Origin of the sequence: Providencia sp. PROV210, assembly GCF_028479445.1 — a bacterium.
Lineage (GTDB): Bacteria > Pseudomonadota > Gammaproteobacteria > Enterobacterales > Enterobacteriaceae > Providencia > Providencia rustigianii.
On record NZ_JAMPNQ010000006.1, the window covers coordinates 125042 to 146315 of the forward strand.

The following is a 21274-nucleotide window of genomic DNA, read 5'->3' on the forward strand; positions in this document are numbered from 1 at the left end:
GACCTACTCCTTCACTTGATGGACAACATCAATGACTGAACCATCACGGTAACGGACGACCGCAACCACTTTATCGGTAAACTCTATTGGATTAGGTTTACCTGTTAGTAGTTGAGCTCGTTCACGTAGCCACTGAATTGACACAGTTTTAATGCCTTGGCTCTCTAATTGTTGTTTCAGTTCAGGGCGAGCAGGGTTAACGGCGATACCGTGGTCGGTCACCAAAATATCGATGCTAGAACCGGGAGTGACACAGGTAAGGACTTCATCAACCAATGTTGGGATACGTCCTCGTACTAAGGGGGCGACAATGATAGATAATTTGGCTGCCACCGCCGTATCACTATGACCACCAGATGCACCACGGATGACGCCATCAGAACCGGTTAATACGTTGACATTAAAGCGAGTATCAATTTCTAATGCACTTAATACCACCACATCCAACATATCAACGGAAGCACCTTTGGAATCAAAACAGGCGTACTGGTTAGCACTAATTTCAATGTGATTTGGGTTGCGTACTAAAGATTCGGCAGCAGCACGGTCAAAGCTTTGCACATCGAGCAATTTACGAATCAACCCTTTTTCATGGAGATCCACAATCGTTGAGGTGATCCCGCCCAGTGCAAATCCCGCATGGATATTGTGGCGACGCATTTTATCTTCAAGGAAGCGAGTCACTGCCAGAGAAGCGCCGCCAGTACCAGTTTGTAGTGAAAATCCTTCTTTGAAGAAACCCGATTTTTCAATCACATCGGCCGCAGTACGCGCGATGAGTAATTCGCGGGGATTGGAGGTCATGCGAGTGGCATCTGCGCCAATTTTGTCTGCGTCACCGACGCGTTTAACTTTGACTATGTAATCAACTTCATCTTGCTTAATGCTTGATGGATTATGAGGATAAGTGAGTAATTCTTCGGTTAACATCACGACTTTACGCGCATTTTCTGCGTCGACTTTCGCATAACCGAGGGAACCACAGCTGGCATTGCCTGTGTAGCCATTGGCATTACCGTATTCATCACATGAAGGCACTCCGAGGAATGCGACATCAATATTCAATTCGCCACTATGTACTAAATTTACACGTCCACCGTGAGAATGGATTTGTACTGGCTCATCGAGTTCTCCACGAGAAATCGCTTCAGCTAAAGCACCGCGAACACCGGAAGTGTATATTTTGCTGACGACCCCATGGCGAATATGTTCGACTAACGGTGAGTGGCAAGCACTTAACGAGCTAGAGGCGAGGGTAAGATTACGAAAACCCATTTCGGCAATCACTTGCATGACCAGATTGAGGGTTAAATCGCCCCCACGAAATGCGTGATGAAATGAGATAGTCATCCCGTCTTTTAAGCCTGAGCGGCGAATAGCAACGTGTAAATCTTCACACAGTTTACGGTTTCTTGGTTTTTGCACCTGTTGCTGAACTTTACCGATGTCTTTAAATTCACGCGGTAATTGGCTGTCGCTTGGTGCTAAGTAGGCTGATACGCGAGCCTGACGCAATGTATTATTTGTCATTTTCTTCTGCCTCACTCTTCCCGAATACCTGATAATGCCGCGCGTGACAACACGACGAGGGCTCTTTCAATTACAGGGCTATCCACCATTTTACCGTTGAGGGAAACAACTCCTTTACCTTCCCGTTCAGCGGCTTCAGCGGCATCTACAACGCGCTGGGCATGATCGACTTCTTTCTGAGTTGGCGCATACAGATTATGGAGTAACTCAATTTGTCTTGGGTTAATTAACGATTTGCCATCAAATCCAAGCTGCTTAATTAATGTGGCTTCGTTGAGGAAGCCTTCTTCATTATTTGCATCAGAATAGACGGTATCAAACGCTTGAATACCGGCTGAGCGTGCAGCTTGTAAAATGGCGCACCGAGCATAGAGGAGTTCAATGCCGTCTGGAGACCGCTCGGTACGCAAATTGCGGACATAGTCCTCGGCACCTAATGCGATGCCTATTAATCTTGGGGAGGCGTGGGCGATGTTCACCACTTGGGTTATTCCCATCGGGGACTCAATAGCAGCCAGTAATCCGGTGCTGCCTTCTTCGCGCCCGCAGCTTTTTTCAATACGTAAAATTTCACTTTCGATATCAATGATATCTTGTGCAGTATCGGTTTTTGGTAAGCGAACAATATCTGCACCACCGCGAACCACGGCTTCGAGGTCGGCGACACCGTAAGCGGAATCAAGGGCGTTAACCCGCACAATCGTTTCAATATCTTGATACAGCGGATGCTGTAATGCGTGATACACCAAACGACGTGCTGTGTCTTTTTCTCTGATTGTCACTGAGTCTTCTAGGTCAAACATCAGCGCATCGGCTTTATAAATAAAAGAGTTGCTGAGCATTGCGGCATTTGAACCGGGTACAAACAGCATGCTTCTACGTGTGCGTTTTTTTCTTTCCGGTGTCATTATTTATCCTCCCATGGCAGGGCTTCTAAGTCACAAGCACGGGCTAATAATGCTTCGAGGCGGGCGCGTAATACACACTCTAATGCCCCTTTATCATCCACCACGATCTCAGCGCCTTGGATTTCATATTTTTCAATCATTTCCAGTACGATAGCGCGGATAGCATCACCAAATTGCTTTTCTACGCTACTGGTTATTTGCAATGAAACCTCGCTGGTATCCTCTAAAGGTTCGATTCGTATCATGACATCGCTCGATTCGAGTGTGCCCGCAACCGCTGCATGTAATATCTTCATAATTCACCTATAGCTAATTCAGAACTTGTAGTGCGGACGGAGGCTGATTGTGCTTGTGCTGCCAACATTTCTTGCAAATATTGATAGGTAGCAGGAGGCACAATCGGCTTGATCGCCGCAAGATCTTTTTTAGCGAGCAGTTTTCGGACTTGCGACGCGGAAACTGCCGTGCCGTCGATCACTGTTCGCGGAAATTCAACTAACTCAATGGGTGGGAATGGCATCTCATCAGTTTCCAACCAGTAGCGCATGTCTTGGTTATATTGATTAGTGACTTGGCAAAATGGCTCAGAACCAACAAATCGATGGGTAATTCCCAGTGCAGGTGCGATATATTGACGAAAAATCTTAATATCGATTTCGGTATAACAGTTATTGGCGACCGTAATGTCTTTAATGAAGTAACAAGGAAAGGTCGCCCGTGAAATAATGTATTCAGAACCTTTGTGGATGGTTAAGTTGTCGATACCTTTAGTGCCTTCCTCAATCAGTTTGAGTCTGACTTTATAGGGAAAACGCGAAGTATCTTCTTTTACTACAAACAGATGCAGCCAATCACATTGTTTTGCTGCTTGCTCAATTAAATAACGATGACCCAGCGTAAAAGGGTTGGCATTCATGACAATCGAGCCAATTTTTTTACCCGGTTGGCGTAAGTTTTTTAAGCTTTTAATATAGCGAGTTAAGTAGCAGCAACTATTTTCCATTAATACCATGACATTCGGCACGGATGCGATGGTATGAAAACCACACTGATGAAATAAATCTTCATTCTGAAATTTGGTGTAGATAAATAAATGAGTTGTATTATTTTCGTAAGCCAAATTGACTAATTCAGTAGCGAGTTTTAATGCTAAACCCTCACCACGAACCTCATCACTGATGGCGACACATTTAATGACATTTTTAGCAAGTCCACCGCAAGCAATTAATTTTTCATTGCGTGTTATTGTAATGAAAACATCAACGCTGGCATCAATGTCTAAATCATTCTCTTTTAAAAATTGAGTGATTTCATTGAGTTTTCTGTTCTCATGACGTTTTACTTGGTTAAACGTTATGTGTTCGAACATAATGGTATCCTGCATCTCATTTAGAGATGTATTTAAAATGTTGCTAATGTTAAAGTTAATTAAATAAATATTTTTCACATCTTTTATATTAGCCAAGCACTCAATTCTTATTTAATTATCCTTTTCAATATTTATATTAAATAGACTGTATTTAATATGTTTGACCTATTTCATACTTCTAATATGAGTTTGTATTTGTTTAATGGTTTTAAAGTTTTTAATTAATGGATATGAACTTTATTCCGTGGTTTTAATGTGTTTAATTAATAATATGTTTATTATTCATCGCGTTTAAACTACAGTAATCCACGATGTAGCGGTGTTTTTTTGTAACAATAATTTTACTTTTCAATCGGTAACGAGAGGCAAGATGAAAGCAGACTATCCGAAAATTGCATTTAAAAAAGGAAATCTCCTTTCATTTTCTGGGCGAGTATTTCTTTTATTGTTATTGGCCTCTCTATTACTCACGGTAGGTTTAGGGAAGTATTTTACGGATACGGCTGAAAACCGCTTGATGGCGAATATTCGGTCGCTGGCGATGAGCCAAGCTAAATTGATTGCATCGATTGATGGGGTTGTCAGCGCCGTTAAAGATAAAGATATTCTTAAGCTCAAAATTATTGCGGATAAATTAAACCAAGATTCGAGTTATGACTATGTGGTGATCGGAGATGAGAATTCCATTCGTTTGTATCATCCTAATGGTGAGAAAATTGGTTATAAAATGCAGTGGAATAAACCCGGAGCCTTGGAGAATGGCGAAAGCTATTTTATTAAAGGTGAAGGTTCCATGGGGAATGCGGTTCGCGCTAAAACACCTATCTTTGATACGAATGGTCAGGTAATTGGGGTTGTCTCCATCGGCTATTTGACTCAAAAAATTGACACGTCTTTATCCGAGTTATTTGTTCAAACCTCCGCCACCTTTTTGGGTATTTTAGTGATTTTGCTGTTTTTATCATGGGCATTTACTCGATTGATTCAGCGAGAGATGTTGGGGATGGAACCTGAAGAAATTACGCAACTCGTTTTGGTTCAAAAAGGTATTTTTGATGCGGTTTTTGAGGGGATTATTGCGGTTGACTACTATGGCAAAATCATCAGTATCAACCACAATGCAAGGAAAATGCTGGCACTTAGTGAGTCATCGAAGCAAATTATGGGTAAACCCGTTGCTGATTATATTTCACCATCAGGATTTTTCACCAAAGATATATTGAAGAATCAGCATGATATTGTTTGTGAGTTTAATGGCTTAAATGTCATTGCTAGTCGAGTAGCCATTATGGATGGTGACTCTTTAGCCGGCGCCGTCATCAGCTTTCGTAGCCAAAATGATATAGAATCCTTAAACTCCCAGCTATCCCAAGTACGCCAGTATGTGGATAATTTGCGAACCTTACGCCATGAACACCTTAATTGGATCTCCACGCTGAGCGGTCTACTACAAATGAAAGAATATGACCAAGCGCTAGCTTTAATTAAGGGGGAATCTGAATCCCGCCAACAGTTAATTGACTCCTTGAGAGAACAATTTGCTGATAAACAGGTCGCAGGATTGTTGTTTGGTAAATATCATCGAGCCAGAGAGTTAGGCTTACGATTGGTTTTTGTCCCTGGCTGTCAGTTGCATGAATTACCAGAGTCATTAAATAGCACAGAATTCTGCGCAGTGTTGGGTAACTTATTGGATAATGCCTTTGAAGCTAGCTTGAAAAATGAGGCGAGCAATAAGCGGGTTGAATTATATCTCTCAGATGAAGGAAAAGAGATTGTGATTGAAGTTGCTGACCAAGGATGCGGTTTTCCTCCAGAGCTGCGTGATAAGTGGTTCGAGCGAGGAACAACAACGAAAACGGATGCTGTCGATGGGCATGGTATAGGACTATTTTTAGTGGCATCCTATATTAATCGATGTAATGGGGCGGTGATAATTGAAGAAAATCAACCGCATGGTACTGTGTTCTCAATATTTATACCGAAAGTGAAGACTCAACATGGTTAAGATAAAAATCCTCATTGTCGAAGATGAACTGCTCCTTGCAGAAATGCATGCCGAGTATATAAAAACTTATCCTGCTTGTGACAAGGTCTGGCTTGCCGGGAATCTTGCCGAAGCAAGAAGAATGATTGAGTACATGAAGCCTGACTTGATCTTACTCGATAACTATTTACCTGACGGTAAAGGCATTGATTTGGTGCATGAGCTGTTACATGAACGAAATAGTGCAGATATCGTGTTTACGACTGCGGCCAGTGATATGGAAACCGTCTCCGAGGCAATCCGTCTGGGGGTTTTTGATTATTTAGTAAAACCGATTGCCTATGAACGTTTGGGGCAAACATTAGATCGTTATATTCAACGCAAAGCGGTTGTTCAAGGCAAGCAAAGAACCAGCCAGAGCCAGATTGATGATATGTTCAATACTTATGCTCGCGGTGAAATGAAAGAAGAATTACCGACGGGAATTGACGGGTTAACACTGGATAAAGTGTTGGCATTATTTGCCAGTTCGGATACGGAATACACGGCGGAAAGTATCGCCGAAACCATTAAACTTAGCCGAACTACCGCTCGTCGTTATTTAGAATATTGTTTAGCCCAAGGTAAAATCGAAGCTGAAATTGAATATGGTAAGGTTGGCCGCCCTCAGCGAATTTATCGTGGTAAGCCTAGTTAGCAAATACATAGCACTATCGACTGGCTCTGTTTTAAGGATCCTAATATGACCACCTTTTATCAATTGACCGCGACAAGTCTTGGCGGCCATCCTGTCTCGATGGCTGACTATACGGGTAAGGTGGTTCTCGTCGTTAATACCGCTAGCCATTGTGGTTTTACACCACAATACGGCAGTCTTGAAGCACTCTACAAAAAATACGCGGATCAGGGTTTTGTGGTGCTTGGTTTTCCCTGCAATCAGTTTGGAAAACAGGAACCCGGCGGCGCTGAGGAAATCGCGCAGACCTGCTACATTAACTACGGCGTGAGCTTTCCGATGTTTGATAAAGTCGAAGTCAACGGCGCTGCAACACACCCAGTATTTCGTTATCTAAAAAGCGAGTTACCCGGTTTGCTAGGCGGGCGGATCAAGTGGAATTTCACGAAGTTTTTGATCGGTCGCGACGGTAAACCGCTCAAGCGCTTTGCTCCGTTTACTGCCCCAGAAAAAATAGAAGCGGCAATTGTTGCGGCACTTAAAATTTAAGTTCTCAGAAATTCTAGTCATTAATTGTAGAGTGCTTTTGACAGTGAATTCTTTGAGAAAGGGGAATTCTAGCTTTTCACTCAAAACCAACGATTAACTCTACGTGTGCTGTACCGATAAATTCGTTAGCTCAAATGTGAGCTAACGAATAAAGCCTATTTTATGCAGACAGTCTGAGGCTATTTCCCTTTTCCGGAATTTTGTAAGTCATTTTTCATTAAAAAGGCTTGTATAACCTCATATTTGCGCCAATTTTCCATAAGGTTGTTATGAACGTACTGATTCTTGGTGCACGTGCGCCTGCCTGCCTAGAATGGGCGCGAGCTTTTGATGAGGCAGGATGGACAGTTAGTGTCGGTGATTCATTAAGCCAGCCACTTACCCGCTTTAGTTGCTCAGTGCAGCACTATGCCCGCTTGCCAGAACCTCGACAGGACCCAGAAGCTTGGATTGAAGCTCTTGCGACAGTGATCGTAAATCAACGTATTGACCTTCTGCTGCCAACGTGTGAAGAAGTGTTTTACTTAGCTCACGGCCTAGAACGCCTATCACCGCTGTGTCAGGTATTAATCAGTGACTTTTCGCTGTTACACCAGTTGCACCATAAAGGGCACTTTGCGGCCATGACGGATGGCTGGTCTTTAGCTGCTCCTGAAACCCATCTACTGAAAGACAGCCATGCATTGCTCACATTCGCGGACGATGCTGCAAGCTGGGTATTCAAACCCGCGTATTCACGCTTTGCCTCACAAACCTTAATCCGACCATCTAGCCAACAGCTGAATAACGTGCAGCCTACTCAAGCCGAGCCATGGGTTGCACAGCGATTTATTGAGGGGCGGGAGTTTTGCAGTTTTAGTGTTTTAGTTGACGGTGACTTACGCGCTCACAGCTGTTATCACCCGCGTTATCGAGTCGGTCGTGGCTCAGGGATCTATTTCCAGCCGAGCGCACCGGAACCCGTACGCCAGTTTCTTGAGCATTTTGGCCGAGAAACGGGTTATAGCGGACAGGTGGGTTTCGATTTTATTCAGGACAAAAATGGCCGTTTCTATGTCTTGGAATGCAATCCAAGAGCGACCAGTGGTGTGCATCTGTTCGACAATCAGCGACAGTTATTAGTGAATAGTTTGAGTCATCCACTCGAGCGGACACTTGAACCAACATTAGAGCCTCGAATGATCGCATTGGCGATGCTGCTATTTACAGCACCACGACGAGCCCTGAGCCCGCCTTTCTGGCGTGATTATGCCGCAGCCCGTGATGTTATCGTGCAAAAAGGTGACTGGTGGCCATTGATAGCACAAGTTGGAAGCCTCTCGGAAATCATTGCTCGGGCTGTATCTCGACGCTGTGGATTATTAACGGCGTCTACGGCTGATATCGAATGGAACGGCCAGCCGCTAAATGAGCGTACGCCATGAAATTATTGTCCGAAGATCAAATTCTTAGTGAGAGTGCCAGCTCGAATGACAGCTTGGCTCGGCGTTATGTCCGCGCCTGTGCTAGCAAGTGCTTGATAGGCAATGTGAGCACGAAAATGGGGCTGCTCGATACGGAAACGCAGCAGTTTCCTGTCAGTATCACAGATGGCAACGAACCCGATGACAACTGCTATGTTGTGTCCCCGCAAACTGCCTACAGTGGTTATGCCCGCGAAGAAATCAAGCGCCTCGGCCGGCCTTATCTGACGTGGCCGTTGACGTTCCTTATTTACGGTGTTGACCGCCTATTGCGTGCGGGTAAGGTTAACAAATTGGTACAAGTAAATAACTGGCTGCTATCGACCAATCTTTATCCTACTGATTGGGATATCTCGGAGTTACCCGCGATCACGGCACTGCTACGAAAAGAGTTCCCTGAGCACGGAATCGGCTTTCGCTCGCTTAATGATTTTAGCAACCGTGAGTTGCGCCAATGCTTGAAAAACCGCGGATACCTGAGTATTCCTAGTCGGCAAGTCTATTTATTTGATGGTCGGGCAGGGGGGCAAGCACCATTTCTTAAGCACCATAATACTCGGCTGGATGCCACTTTATTACGGCGAAGCCCGTATACCGTCGTATCCGGTAGCGAATTGAATGATACGGATTTCAAAAGAATAGAGCATCTTTATAACCTGCTTTATTTGGATAAATATTGCACACTGAATCCACACTATAATGCACAATGGTTGCAGCAGGGACAGCGTGAGGGTTGGCTAGAAATCCGTGCTTTGCGTGCCCCTGATGGACGTATTGACGGCGCGTTGGGTTGGTTCTCATCTTCCACTGTGATCAGCACCCCAATAGTGGGTTATGACACTGCGTTACCCCAACGGCTTGGATTGTATCGACAATTGACCCGCCTGTGCCTGCAAGAAGCTGTTGAGCGTCGTCAGGTGCTAAATTTTAGCTCTGGTGCTGCCGAATTCAAACGCTTGCGGGGTGGTCAGCCACAGATCGAATACAGTCTGCTCTACATCGCTCATCTGTCTTGGGGGCGACGGCTTGTATGGCGAGTTCTTAGTTATCTGTTACATGCGATTGGTGTGCCTATCATGAGGAAGTTCAAACTGTGAATCTATTTGATCATCAATGGTGGCCCGTGGCCCTCAGCGACAAATTGCGAGGCAAACCGGTAGCTTGCCAGTTATATGACTCTCCGTTGGTACTGTTTCGTGATAGTGATGGGCGTGCTGCTGCGCTGCCAGATCGTTGTCCACACCGTTTTGCGCCATTGAGCGCAGGCAAAATATGCGATGGACAGATTGAATGTCCTTATCATGGCTGGCGATTTTCCGCCGACGGGCGTTGTACTCGAGTACCCGGTAGTAACCGAGTTTTAGGAAGCAAGCCGTTGCTTGAGAGTTTGCCCTGTTGTGAATCTCACGGGCTGGTGTGGGTCAGTTTGAGCACTGAAATGCCGTTAATTTCGCCGGTTGCACCTGCTCAACAGAGTGAGCAGTTAGATACGTTTTGGGTCACCGATCAAGTGCAGTGTTCGTTGCAGGACGCTGCTGAGAATTTTCTTGATGGTTTCCACACTCATTTCGTCCACTCAGGCTGGATCCGTCACGACAGGCAGCGGCAACAAATCAGTGCCCGAGTTCGCCCACTGGCGGATGGCGTCGAAGCGGTGTATAGCGAAGAAGGGAAGCAGTCAGGGCTTATTTCACGACTGTTTGAGCGTGAGCGCGGAGTCAGTATGGGGCGCTTTCGTCTGCCGTGTCTGGCAGAAATTGAGTACCGCGACCGCAGTGATAAGCTCAATCTGCTTGTCAGCGCTTGGCTAGTACCTTGTGGAAATGGTCAGTTACGTGTGTTTGCCCGAATAGCCACTCGGCGCGGCAGACTTCCTGCAATGATCAAGCGTTACGTATTGAGCCGGTTATTCCGCGTGATCCTCCGCCAAGACAGGCAGATATTGGAGAAAGTCAGTACCAATAAACTACGTTTTCAAGAAGTGCCTGTCACGCCAGTGGATGGTGAGCAGGATCTACTTGGGCCGAGCATTCGGCAATTACTTGAAAATGGTAAGCCGCTAACGTTTGAGGAGCGGCAGTTCTGTTTCCGGCTTTAAATAGTTGCACGGAATATGGCTGCAGAGAAAGTACTCGCGTTATTTGTCGTACCTGATGCGGAATATACGGCAGAGACGATTGCATAAACCACCAACCCCGTTAGCTCAAGTGTGAGCTAACGAATAAAGCCTATTTTATGCAGACAGTCTTAGGCTATTTCCCTTTCCCAGAATTTTGTAAATCATTTTCTAAGATCAATACCTTCTTCTGGGCGCGTTCGTCCCCTTGCTTGGCGGCAAGGCGATACCAATATAAGGCTTTCGTATCATCTTGCGGTACGCCCATTCCATACTGATAACAAGCTCCGCTGGCATATTGAGCATCAGGGCTGCGTTGGTTGGCGGCCTTGATAAACCACTGACAGGCTTTCGCTTGATCCGCTGGTATTCCATCACCTCGCGCATAAATTAGAGCAAGGTTAAATTGGGCTGAAACTTCGCCTTGCTGGGCCGCAAGGGTGAGCCATTTAATGGCGGAGGGAATATCGCGTTTTACACCTTGCCCTGATAAATAGAGCATCCCAAGACTATTTTGGGCAGGGGAAAACCCCAGTTCAGCGGAGCGAGTAAAATAGTGAAAGGCGAGGGGGTAGTCGATTTTTTTATACATGCCCGTCGCGGCTTGATATCCCAATAAATAAAGGGCCTGTGGATGATTTTTTTCGGCTAATGCAAGGTAAAGCTGATGTGCTTTTTGGGGTTCTTTTTCGCCTACAACGCCTTTTTCATACCAATAGGCAAGCGTTAGTTGTGCTGCTGGAAATTGTTGCTCCGCCGCTTTTTCTAACCAATCAAGGGCTTGCTGTGGATTTTTTTCGAGAAGTTTTGGGATGCCTTGCAAAGTGTACTCTGCCATATTCATTTGACCGATGGGGTCTCCTGACTTGGCAGCGGCTTCCATCCACCGCAACATCTCTTGTTCATCTTTAGGGACACCAATGCCTTGTTGATACATCAACGCGAGATTAATTTGTGCCTTACTAAAGCCTTGTGTAGCGGATAGGCGATACCAGTGTAATGCTTTATCGAGCTGACCATGGGATTGATAGAACATAGCTAAATTGAATTGAGCTTCTGCTTGCCCTGTTTCTACTAATTTAAGCAGACTTTTTTCATCAATTTTTGGTGTTTCAGCAGGAGTAGCAACCGTTTTAGCGTAACTGAAATTAACGAATAGGTAACTGACAAAGAGTAAAGAGAGTGCAAACCGTTTCACGCGTTATCCTTGGGATGAATTTTCGCCATTTATTCCTAAGGACAGGGTATCTGGTTGCTATGGTGGATGCAATTGCCAATATTTATATTCTAATTATGATTTCAAATCATAGGGTTGTAAAAAATTTTAAAAATATTCAAAAATAAATGGAACCTTTCTGACAAGCTGTGGGTCTTATTAATATCTATATTACTGTTTGTTTGCGCAAACATTCATATATTTACCCTCAACATTCATTTCTTTACATGAAGTAATGCAATAATGCATCTATGTAGTGTAGTTTGAAGTAGTAGCACGATCCTTAATAGAATGCATTATGCCCAGTGTAATTTTTACTGGGCTTTTTTTTGCGCAAAATCTGACCTTATTTCCTTCCTCTGTAGCCTCAACCCCGATAATTTAACTTAAATATGTTTATTTCATAAATGATTCTTTTATGTTGCATGATTTATTGGTTGCTTAAAATTAGAACATTATGCTTAACATGTAATAAACAAACGGTTAAATAACGGTCGGCAATAATTCCAGATAATTTCAAAAAATTGAAGTGAATCACGATGAGTAACTATTAATTCAGTAATTAATACTAGCATATTATATAGTTTTGGTGCATAAATAGTGTATATGGCATAATTGGTTATTCTATTTTAATCGGCATATATTCGTAATAATGTTGAATAAATAATCAAATATGCTTTAACTCATTGAATTTTATCTGCACGATTCATAAACAATATTTACACACAGTTTTGTTTGCTTTGAGGTCAGGGATTGATACTCCTCCAACCGAGATTGAATCTTTTAAGGCTTAAATTCTTGAGACAATAACAATGCGAGGGCGCAGATAGCGCTCCGTGGTTTTTTTTGCATATGTACAGGTTGTACTAGAGGTAACTTGTGTCCACAACAAACAACAATAAAGAGGAAGTCAGTCTTAACGCGTTTAAGCAACCTCGTTCATTCTATCTAATCTTTTCTATCGAACTCTGGGAACGTTTTGGTTACTACGGTCTTCAGGGGATACTCCCAATCTACCTTAGCCAAGTGCTTGGAATGTCAGAAGCGGAATCAATCACGCTGTTTGCTGCATTCTCTGCATTGGTCTATGGGTTTGTTGCCATTGGGGGTTGGTTAGGAGATAAAGTTCTTGGAACCAAACGAGCCATTGTCCTTGGGACACTCGTTCTGATTGTTGGTTATGCGTTTGTTGCCTACTCTGGGCATGACGTTTCCATGGTGTATCTTGGTTTAGCAACAATTGCCGTGGGTAACGGTCTATTTAAAGCTAACCCATCCTCCTTGTTGTCTACCTGTTATGACAAAGATGACCCTCGTTTGGACGGTGCATTTACCATGTACTATATGTCCGTTAACATCGGCTCATTCTTCTCAATGTTGGCAACGCCATGGTTAGCAAAACACTACGGCTGGGATGTGGCATTCTCCCTCAGCGTTGTGGGCTTGATCATTACACTTGTTAACTTCTACATGTGTAAAAGATGGGTTTCGGATCACGGTTCTAAACCTGACTTTGAGCCAGTTGTGTTGTCTAAATTATTCGCGACGATTATTGGTGTTGTTGCACTGGTCGTCATCTCTAACTGGTTACTCCATAACTTAGGCATTGCTCGTGCGGTATTAGGCTTAGTTTCGGTCGGTATCTTAGTTATCTTTGTCAAAGAGATGCTCGCATTAAAAGGGATTGCTCGTCGTCGTATGGTTGTGGCGCTTATCTTAATGCTTGAAGCGATTGTCTTCTTTGTTCTGTATAGCCAGATGCCAACGTCTCTGAACTTCTTTGCTCTGCATAACGTTGAGCATGAAGTGTTAGGCTTCGCCATCGAACCTGCGCAGTATCAAGCGTTGAACCCATTATGGATTATGATTGGTAGCCCAATTTTGGCTGCTGTCTATAATAAAATGGGCGATAACTTACCAATGCCGCACAAGTTTGCCATTGGTATGTTGTTGTGTTCAGCGGCATTCCTCGTATTGCCAATTGGTGCTAAATTTGCCAATGAAGCTGGTATTGTTTCTGTTGAATGGCTGATTATCTGCTATGGCTTCCAAAGTATTGGTGAACTGATGATTTCAGGCTTAGGTCTGGCGATGGTGGCTCAGTTAGTTCCACAGCGTCTAATGGGCTTCATCATGGGTGCATGGTTCTTAACTAACTCTGCCGCAGCATTTATCGCGGGTTCTGTTGCTTCACTGGCAGCGGTTCCTGAAGGGGTTATTACGAGCAAAGCAGAATCACTGGCTGTGTACAGCGATGTGTTTATGAAGATTGGTTTAGTGACAGGGGCTATCGCGATTGTGATGGTACTGACTGCTCCACTCTTAAATCGTATGACGTTAGAACATAAATAGTTCTGAAAGAGTGATAAAAAAGGGCGATAGAAATATCGCCCTTTTTGTTTTTATATGAATCGGTTATTTAAAATATCGATTATTAATGATTTTCATTGAGCGGTTATTACCATTGACCAGAATGGTACTGGCACTGCAACTGTGGGGATCATTAGAAATCCCATTCATCAACACGCTTGGTGTGATAGCAGTAGCAGAGAAAATCACATCCGAGGTACTTACCATTGAATCGAGTGTTAAGATCTCACCAATCTCAATACCCATCTGTTGGCAACGAATGGCTTCCTGAGCAGCTAATAGCTGATTCTGTTTAGTATCATCCTTGGCTTTATTACGTGGCACTAAGCGCGCTTGCATATCGCCCCCTAATGCACGTGCAATCGCTGCACTGATAATGCCTTCAGGTGCGCCACCCGTGCCGTACATCATATCGATGGAATGCTCTGGTAAGATAGTGAGTAACGAAGCCAGTACATCGCCATCAGGGATGGTAATGACGTTAGCGCCAAAATTTCGGATAATTTTGATAATATGCTGGTGGCGAGGTTTATCTAATATTGCCACATTTAACATCGAAATCGGTTTATCTAGTGCAGCAGAGAGAAATTCTAAGTTCTTTTCGATGGGGTTTTTAAGATGAACAACGCCTTTAGCTGCGGGGCCAACAACCATTTTCTCCATATACATATCAGGTGCTTGTAACAGCGTTCCTGTTGGAGCAGCAGCAAGGACTGCAATAGCATTGTGTTCATTGCAAGCGACCATTCGAGTCCCATCAATTGGGTCTACAGCAATATCTAAATGATGCTCACTACTTTGTTTACCCACTTGTTCACCGATATACAGCATCGGTGCTTCATCGATCTCACCTTCACCAATCACAATTTTCCCATGGAAATCAATTTGATTGAGTCGGTTTCTCATCGCTTCAACAGCGGCATTATCCGCCGCATTTTTATCTTGTTTCCCAACCCATTCAAAAGCGGCAATTGCCGCAACTTCGGTGACAGACGCGATAGCGGATGCTAATTCATCGCTGATTTTCATTGTTTATTTTATTCCTACAAATCTAAAAAAAGAGATAACTGTACTTATGATACTTTTATTGTGATTGGCATAGCAAATGATTGGCGAGGAAAACAGCGATGAGAATTGAGAATAACGAGGAAAGGGTAGGATTTCTCCCACCCTTAAGAGTTACAGCATTTCGACGATAGTAATACCGCCAATGATGGAGATTAAAGCGGCTATGGTACTTAAGAGTACTGTCGCTGCGGAGGTTTCCGTATACGCTTTATTACTGATTGCGAGAGCTGGAACAGCGGTTGCTGTCGGTAGAACCCCAATAATAAAGGCCGCTTTTAGTAAATCACGTTCTAAACCTAGAGCAAGACCGGTTCCTAGAATTAAGGCAGCCTGCACAAAGTTTTTTACAAAAACGTTAAAGATAATTTCTTTACTGATGGTGAGTTTAATGCCAGAAAGTAATAAACCGAGGAAGAATAGGGCAACACCACCCGCAGTTTTACCTAGCTCATTCACTGAGTTTTGTAGAATTTCTGGTAACTTGACGCCACAAATTGCGAGCACAGCACCTAAAACTGGTAAGAAAACTAACGGCTGTGCAACGGCTTTACCTACAGATTTTAGGATCCCATTTCCTTTAGATGTGCCGCTGATCATCAGTAATGTAAACGGAATAATCACAACGGTATAAATTAAGTTACCCAGTACCATGGCAATAAGACCGGATGAGCCTACCGTTGCAAGTAAAACTGGTGGCCCACAGTACGCCATATCCGGAAATGACACGGATAATGCTTGCATCGCAGCATCAGTTTTATTGTGACGGAAGAAAACTTTACCGACAAAGAAACCAATAACATAAGAGGCAATTAGACCGACCGCTAAGGCTAGTAGATAGTCTACGTTTAAGAGAACCGATGGCGGTGCTTGTACAGCCGCAAGGAACAAGGCGAAGGGTAACGCAATTTTGACAACAAAATCGGCGAAAGCTTGGGAGTATTCCCGTTTAACAAAACCATATTTCCCCGATAACCAGCCGACAGCAAGACCTAAAATGATGGGGCTGAGGGCTTCTAAAATAATGTGTAGTAGCATTTTTTCTCCTTTCTACGATTATTCTTCGTACAGCTACGTCATTGGTTTTTCCTAGCTACAATTCGAATAATTTAGGGCTAACTGTAATAAATTAAAGCTCTGACATATAACTTATTTAGAACCAAATAATATCTAAAACAAGTCGATAAAAGATAATAGCGATTTGTTAAGTAGGGTAATAGTTGGTTTAAATATATAAATAACATAACTACGTAAAAATACATCTATTATCTGTATATTTAGTATATTTAGATGGATATTAAAATAACTATCGAAAATAGAATGTCGAAAAAATAAAATAATTTGCTATTATTATTAGTTGTAAGTTTTGGATGCTCTTTAAATGATTATTAAGTATTATCCGAGTTACTTTGGATTGCCAAACTCGTATTATGAGTACTGATAAATAAGCTATTAATGCGTTTTGAGGTTTATGTGGGAATAACTCGCAAGGGGAGTTATTTTGTAACATATTGTTACCTACTGTTGGCAAGTGAGATATTCGTCTCTACACTAGGGCACATTGATATTTTATGGATTATTTTTTGCATTGATTGATTGGTTATTACCTCAAATTGTTGCAACGATGACGTCTATTTCGGCGTTTAATTTATCACCTAAAATCGACTTTCAACATATTTTGGGTTGCTAACATTGGGTTCAAGAAGGAAACCTATTTGTGGATACATGGATACTCGTAGGGCTCATCTTAATCATCTTGGTTATTTTAGCGCCAATACTTGCGATGATTGCTATGAATCGCACTACCAAAATGCAGTACCAAATTGATCAGTTAAATCAAAAAATTATTATTTTAGAAAATCAAGTTTCCCAAGAAAATCTATCTTCACTCGCTCAATCAAAAATTCAGTCTGAATCCCATAAACTGACCCCCAATATTGAACCACAACCTAGTGTGATTGTTATACCGAGTGAAATCCAAGAAATTCTCCCTCAACCTATCGCTGCAATATCGACTCAATCGCCTGTCATGGTGATACCAACATCAGCGAGTATAAAAGCCACTCAAAATGTCAATCCTAATCGTTTCGATAAATCCGTCGAAAATCAAGACTCATCGGATAATAAATCCCTATTCTCACATTTCTTCACGTGGTTAGTGACCGGAAACCCATTGGCTAAAATTGGCATTTTACTGCTGTTTTTGGGGGTGGCCTATCTACTGAGTTACAGTGTACAAAATGACATTATTTCCCCAGAATTAAGACTGGTCATGAGTGCGGTAGGGTGTTTAGTTCTATTAGGTATAGGTTGGTGGGTACGTACTAAAAAAGCCTTATTTGGTTTGATATTACAAGGTGGGGCAATCGGCTGTTTATATATTACGATATTCGCGGCCTTTAAATTATATACGATGATCCCCTATGGTTTTGCTTTTGTCGCCATGTTGGTTATCTGCGCTGCAAGCATTGCCTTGGCATTATTACAACGCACGATAAGTTTGGCTATTTTAGCCTCTCTTGGAGGATATTTAGCCCCAATTCTGCTCTCTACTGGTGGGGGCAGTCATATTATTTTATTCTCATACTATTTAATGTTGTCGACCGGTATTTTAATTATTAGTGGTTGGCAGGCATGGCGGCCTCTCAATTTAGTTGGAATGTTCATGACATACGGGGTTGCCGTATTATGGGGATTAGATAACTACATTGATGATTATTATCTCTCTTGCTAAATCTTTATTATTGCCAATTTATTTATCTTTAATTTGCTGACTCAACTGTTTGCATTACGTTTTGACCATAGTAAACAATTGGTGGTGGATAATACGCTATTATTTTTCCCTCCATTGATGAGCATTGGGATGCAGTTCTTTATCTCTGATGGGCTCGGATTTATACCTGCCTTTATCTCTCTATTTCTTGGGTTGCTATATTTACTTGTGGGGTTACGTCTTCATAAACGTTATCAAGCATCAGGTAAAAATATGGCATTGGCAAATATGGTGATTGGAACCGGTTTTGTGACGGCGGCCATTCCCCTTGCTTTATCCTTTACGTGGACCTCGATCATATGGTCAGTAGAGGGATTATTACTGCTGTGGTTTGCCTTACGACAAGGGCATCAAAAAATGGCGCTTGGGGCATCCTTACTTATCATCGTGAGTGCGGTGATGGTGTTAAGTGATTATCCTTATTTTTATTGGGATGACAGTCACATCTATATGATGCCAGGCCTGATTGCTGCTTGTATTTGCGCGGGAGGGTTATTCCATCTGCGTCGCCAAGAAGAAAACTATTTCAGTATGATGAGTTACGGGCTATTGGTTTTAGGTTTACTCATTTGGTTTATTTGGGTTCCTGAACTTTCCACTCTATTGTCATGGAATAGCGAAACAGAAAGCCTGATCATTCTGGCGTTAGTGCTAATATCATCATGGTGTTGGCGTTTATTTGCATTACGTATTAATTGGACTCCGCTATTACTCTGCCAATTTTTCTTGTGGATTGTTGCCTATTATTATCTCAGTATTGATTTCTATTTTGATATTAACCCGATGGGGCGTGGTGAAGGTTCACTGATTTGGCCTGTAATTTTAGGTAGTTCAATCCTCTCTGTTTTATACGCCTATAAAATTCGAAATTTATTAATTCAGCGTATGACTCATATTGCTAACTTATGGTTGATTATTATTTTTGGCCTTACACAGGTGAACTGGTTTGTAGTGATCTTACCGTGGGGTATGAGCGAATTAGGCTATTTTATCTATATTATGGCGATAACGTTATTGGTGTTGGTGCTATATTGGCTGCAAAACCATAAATTTGCGCCAATGCGCCGTCATGGTGCGCTGTATTGGTATAGTCTATTACCATTAATGGCCGGCCTGACAGCGCTTTCGTGTTGGTCGAACATGGAAGATGGGAAATTGACTTACTGGAGTTATATCCCATTAATTAACCCGTTAGATGAAGCTGGTTTATTTAGTATCGCTACGATCCTTTTAATGCGTAAAGGGTTGATGGAAAAAATCAAAAAGGTGACAGCAATAAACTCGATCATTACTCAGGGGTTATTGTTCGTGATTATTGGATTGTCTGTGATTTGGTACAACGGCATTATTCTTCGAGCGACGGCAGATTTTGCTGATTTAATGTGGAATCGTTATGTCTTGTATGATTCACGATTAATTCAAACAGTATTATCGATTAGCTGGGCTGCGGCTGCATTAGTTTGTATGGTGATTGCTGCACTGCAAAAAAGTCGTGCTTGGTGGGTCGCTGGTGCGGTGATATTCGCTTGTGTTATTGCAAAACTGTTCCTTATTGATATCTATGGGCAGGATGGTATTTCCAGAGCCGTTTCGTTTATTGCCGTTGCAGTACTCATATTAGTGGTTGGTTATTTCTCACCGCTTCCACCAAAAGATAAAACAGAAATTGTAGAAAAGGAAACTCAAGCATGAAAGCCAAAAAAATAATTAAACTTGGCGGACTGTTGGCGATTTTCTCCTTTATGTTGCCATTATCCCATGGAAGTTATGCGAATGAATCTAAAGAAATAACGCCTTACGACTTTTATCAAGGAATAGAGTTAAGTTCACCGAATAGGAATAGCGCATTTTATTGGTTGGAGTTACCCGCTAATGCTTATATGCAATCAGCCTATCCAGATACTCTGCAAGATGTTCGTGTATTTAATGGAACGGGAGATGAAGTTCCATCGGCGCTATTTTTCGATACGAATAAGTCACAGGCAACATCGACGGTTAATTTTACTTCCCAACGCTTAGTCACTCGTGCCGATAATGTGAATTCTCAAGAGGATGATCGTTCAGACAGCCAATATATATTGGTGGAATCAGTACCAGGAAAAGTGAATCGTATTGAATTACCCAATATGCAAAGAAAGGATAAAACTACCTACCAAGCCTATTTGTTATCTCGCGAGCAGCAATCCAAAGAAGGTTTGTTAACCAGTTTAAATTTAGCCTGGGCTAATAGCCAACAAGATTGGCAGGCGAAAATTTTCGTGTATGCCAGTTCAGATAAAAAAGAGTGGATGAATATTGCGGCTAATCAGCCTGTAATGAGTTTGAAATTAGATTCAGGGGTAGTTTCAAGTAATACGATCGAGTTATTGAGAGGAACGCCGACTGAATTGGCAACACCGTATTTAATGTTGGTGATAGTGAGTCCGCAGGATACCGAGATCCCCGATCTAAAAACAGTCTCAGGCTTTGAGAATGTGGCTACGTTATTCCATCGTCAGGAATCATTTTTATTTGAGGTTACGAATGATGGAAATTCAAGGGAGCAGGTCATTTATCGTCTACCTATGCCTCAGCCTATTTCTGAACTAAGCATTAAATTACAGCAATCAAATCGTGTGATCCCATTGAAAATTGAATATATTTCAAGCAGCAATGATGAGTGGAAGCCATTGAAAAATATAATGGTATTCAACCAAATTACGGATGGTGAAAGGGCAAGTAATCCGAACTTAATGATTGATAATAAAATAATCAAGGGATTAAGAATTACGGCATTAAAAGGCAGTTGGGATGAGCTACCACCAACTATTTATGGTATGCGGGATGCTATAAACTTGGTGGTAAACATGCAAGGCGCTGAACCATTCTTACTTGTTTGGGGAAATAAACAAGTTCCTTTAGATAAAGCCAGTTATACCCAATTAATAGGCCATGCTTATAATGTTGAAGAGGTAATGTCTCGCTATCCTGAAATAACCACAGAAGGTAAATTACTGACATTAGGTGGTGTTGAAAAAAGAACCCAGACGGAAATGGTTCAAGATAACTTTAATTGGATGGTGATTGCTCTGTGGGCTCTGCTATTTATGGGAATTGTCGGGCTGCTTTATCTTTGCTGGTATTTGCTCAAACAAGTGAATTCATCAAATGGAACGAATTCTGAAAGATAAATAAGTGATGTAAAAAGGAGCATTAGCTCCTTTTTTATTGACCAAATTATAGAGTGTATAGATTTGGTGGCTTTCATCATTC

Annotated in this window: 15 protein-coding genes and 1 pseudogene; 9 read left to right on the forward strand and 7 right to left on the reverse strand. The window is 42.5% G+C overall.

Features of this window, described 5'->3' with window-relative positions:
• Positions 1-3: 3 nt before the first annotated feature.
• Genes citF through citC form a run of 4 tightly spaced genes read right to left on the reverse strand, consistent with a single transcriptional unit; the run spans position 4 to position 3807 of the window.
• Complete coding sequence (citF, locus tag PR761_RS05880) at positions 4-1530, reverse strand: citrate lyase subunit alpha (protein WP_039854210.1); 1527 nt, start codon at positions 1528-1530, stop codon at positions 4-6.
• A gap of 11 nt (positions 1531-1541) precedes the next feature.
• Positions 1542-2438 carry a citrate (pro-3S)-lyase subunit beta gene (gene citE, locus PR761_RS05885; RefSeq protein WP_006813357.1) on the reverse strand — a complete coding sequence of 299 codons (897 nt, stop codon included), beginning with the start codon at positions 2436-2438 and terminating at the stop codon, positions 1542-1544.
• A complete protein-coding gene (citD, locus tag PR761_RS05890) occupies positions 2438-2734 on the reverse strand; it encodes a citrate lyase acyl carrier protein (protein ID WP_112836579.1) in 297 nt (98 codons plus the stop codon). The genes citE and citD overlap by 1 nt, the downstream gene beginning before the upstream one ends.
• Positions 2731-3807, reverse strand: coding sequence for a [citrate (pro-3S)-lyase] ligase (gene citC, locus PR761_RS05895; RefSeq protein WP_115164187.1), 1077 nt, complete (start codon positions 3805-3807; stop codon positions 2731-2733). The genes citD and citC overlap by 4 nt, the downstream gene beginning before the upstream one ends.
• 370 nt (positions 3808-4177) lie before the next feature.
• Between citC and dpiB the strand changes: the two genes are divergently transcribed.
• From dpiB to PR761_RS05925, 6 genes are all read left to right on the forward strand, one after another.
• Positions 4178-5815 (forward strand): sensor histidine kinase DpiB, encoded by a 1638-nt coding sequence (dpiB, locus tag PR761_RS05900; protein ID WP_154611040.1) that lies wholly within the window; start codon positions 4178-4180, stop codon positions 5813-5815.
• The gene (gene dpiA, locus PR761_RS05905; protein ID WP_006813351.1) at positions 5808-6491 is read left to right on the forward strand and encodes a two-component response regulator DpiA; all 684 of its coding nucleotides are present in this window, start codon (positions 5808-5810) and stop codon (positions 6489-6491) included. Before dpiB ends, dpiA begins: the two co-directional genes overlap by 8 nt.
• Positions 6492-6536: 45 nt before the next feature.
• A complete protein-coding gene (locus PR761_RS05910) occupies positions 6537-7019 on the forward strand; it encodes a glutathione peroxidase (RefSeq protein WP_154611041.1) in 483 nt (160 codons plus the stop codon).
• 269 nt (positions 7020-7288) lie between these two features.
• Positions 7289-8443, forward strand: a complete 1155-nt coding sequence (locus PR761_RS05915; RefSeq protein ID WP_115164190.1) for an ATP-grasp domain-containing protein — start codon at positions 7289-7291, stop codon at positions 8441-8443.
• A 197-nt stretch (positions 8444-8640) separates the two neighbouring features.
• A complete protein-coding gene (locus tag PR761_RS05920) occupies positions 8641-9579 on the forward strand; it encodes a GNAT family N-acetyltransferase (protein ID WP_230083590.1) in 939 nt (312 codons plus the stop codon).
• Positions 9580-9605: 26 nt separating this feature from the next.
• Positions 9606-10580: an aromatic ring-hydroxylating dioxygenase subunit alpha gene (locus PR761_RS05925; protein WP_195848293.1), complete on the forward strand. Its 975-nt coding sequence runs from the start codon at positions 9606-9608 to the stop codon at positions 10578-10580.
• 154 nt (positions 10581-10734) lie between these two features.
• Here PR761_RS05925 and PR761_RS05930 read toward each other — a convergent pair whose 3' ends face one another.
• Positions 10735-11796, reverse strand: a complete 1062-nt coding sequence (locus tag PR761_RS05930) for a tetratricopeptide repeat protein (protein WP_115164193.1) — start codon at positions 11794-11796, stop codon at positions 10735-10737.
• An 897-nt stretch (positions 11797-12693) separates the two neighbouring features.
• Here PR761_RS05930 and dtpA point away from each other — a divergent pair.
• Positions 12694-14166, forward strand: coding sequence for a dipeptide/tripeptide permease DtpA (dtpA, locus tag PR761_RS05935; RefSeq protein WP_006813347.1), 1473 nt, complete (start codon positions 12694-12696; stop codon positions 14164-14166).
• Positions 14167-14229: 63 nt separating this feature from the next.
• On the opposite strand, the gene glpX is transcribed toward dtpA, so the two are convergent.
• Both glpX and PR761_RS05945 read right to left on the reverse strand, forming a co-directional pair.
• A complete protein-coding gene (gene glpX, locus PR761_RS05940; protein ID WP_265524824.1) occupies positions 14230-15207 on the reverse strand; it encodes a class II fructose-bisphosphatase in 978 nt (325 codons plus the stop codon).
• A 156-nt stretch (positions 15208-15363) separates the two neighbouring features.
• Positions 15364-16287 carry an AEC family transporter gene (locus tag PR761_RS05945; RefSeq protein ID WP_006813345.1) on the reverse strand — a complete coding sequence of 308 codons (924 nt, stop codon included), beginning with the start codon at positions 16285-16287 and terminating at the stop codon, positions 15364-15366.
• 991 nt (positions 16288-17278) lie between these two features.
• On the opposite strand from PR761_RS05945, the pseudogene PR761_RS05950 reads away from it, so the two are divergent.
• A pseudogene (locus tag PR761_RS05950) lies at positions 17279-19714 on the forward strand (DUF2339 domain-containing protein).
• Positions 19711-21192: a DUF3999 family protein gene (locus PR761_RS05955; protein ID WP_154611043.1), complete on the forward strand. Its 1482-nt coding sequence runs from the start codon at positions 19711-19713 to the stop codon at positions 21190-21192. The pseudogene PR761_RS05950 and the gene PR761_RS05955 overlap by 4 nt, the downstream one beginning before the upstream one ends.
• Positions 21193-21274: the final 82 nt, after the last annotated feature.

Excerpts from the sequence above, each read along its gene's own strand:
- citF (WP_039854210.1), bottom strand. The coding sequence starts at position 1,530 with ATGACAAATAATACATTGCGTCAGGCTCGCGTATCAGCCTACTTAGCA.
- citE (WP_006813357.1), bottom strand. The coding sequence starts at position 2,438 with ATGACACCGGAAAGAAAAAAACGCACACGTAGAAGCATGCTGTTTGTA.
- citD (WP_112836579.1), bottom strand. The coding sequence starts at position 2,734 with ATGAAGATATTACATGCAGCGGTTGCGGGCACACTCGAATCGAGCGAT.
- citC (WP_115164187.1), bottom strand. The coding sequence starts at position 3,807 with ATGTTCGAACACATAACGTTTAACCAAGTAAAACGTCATGAGAACAGA.
- dpiB (WP_154611040.1), top strand. The coding sequence starts at position 4,178 with ATGAAAGCAGACTATCCGAAAATTGCATTTAAAAAAGGAAATCTCCTT.
- dpiA (WP_006813351.1), top strand. The coding sequence starts at position 5,808 with ATGGTTAAGATAAAAATCCTCATTGTCGAAGATGAACTGCTCCTTGCA.
- PR761_RS05910 (WP_154611041.1), top strand. The coding sequence starts at position 6,537 with ATGACCACCTTTTATCAATTGACCGCGACAAGTCTTGGCGGCCATCCT.
- PR761_RS05915 (WP_115164190.1), top strand. The coding sequence starts at position 7,289 with ATGAACGTACTGATTCTTGGTGCACGTGCGCCTGCCTGCCTAGAATGG.
- PR761_RS05945 (WP_006813345.1), bottom strand. The coding sequence starts at position 16,287 with ATGCTACTACACATTATTTTAGAAGCCCTCAGCCCCATCATTTTAGGT.
- PR761_RS05955 (WP_154611043.1), top strand. The coding sequence starts at position 19,711 with ATGAAAGCCAAAAAAATAATTAAACTTGGCGGACTGTTGGCGATTTTC.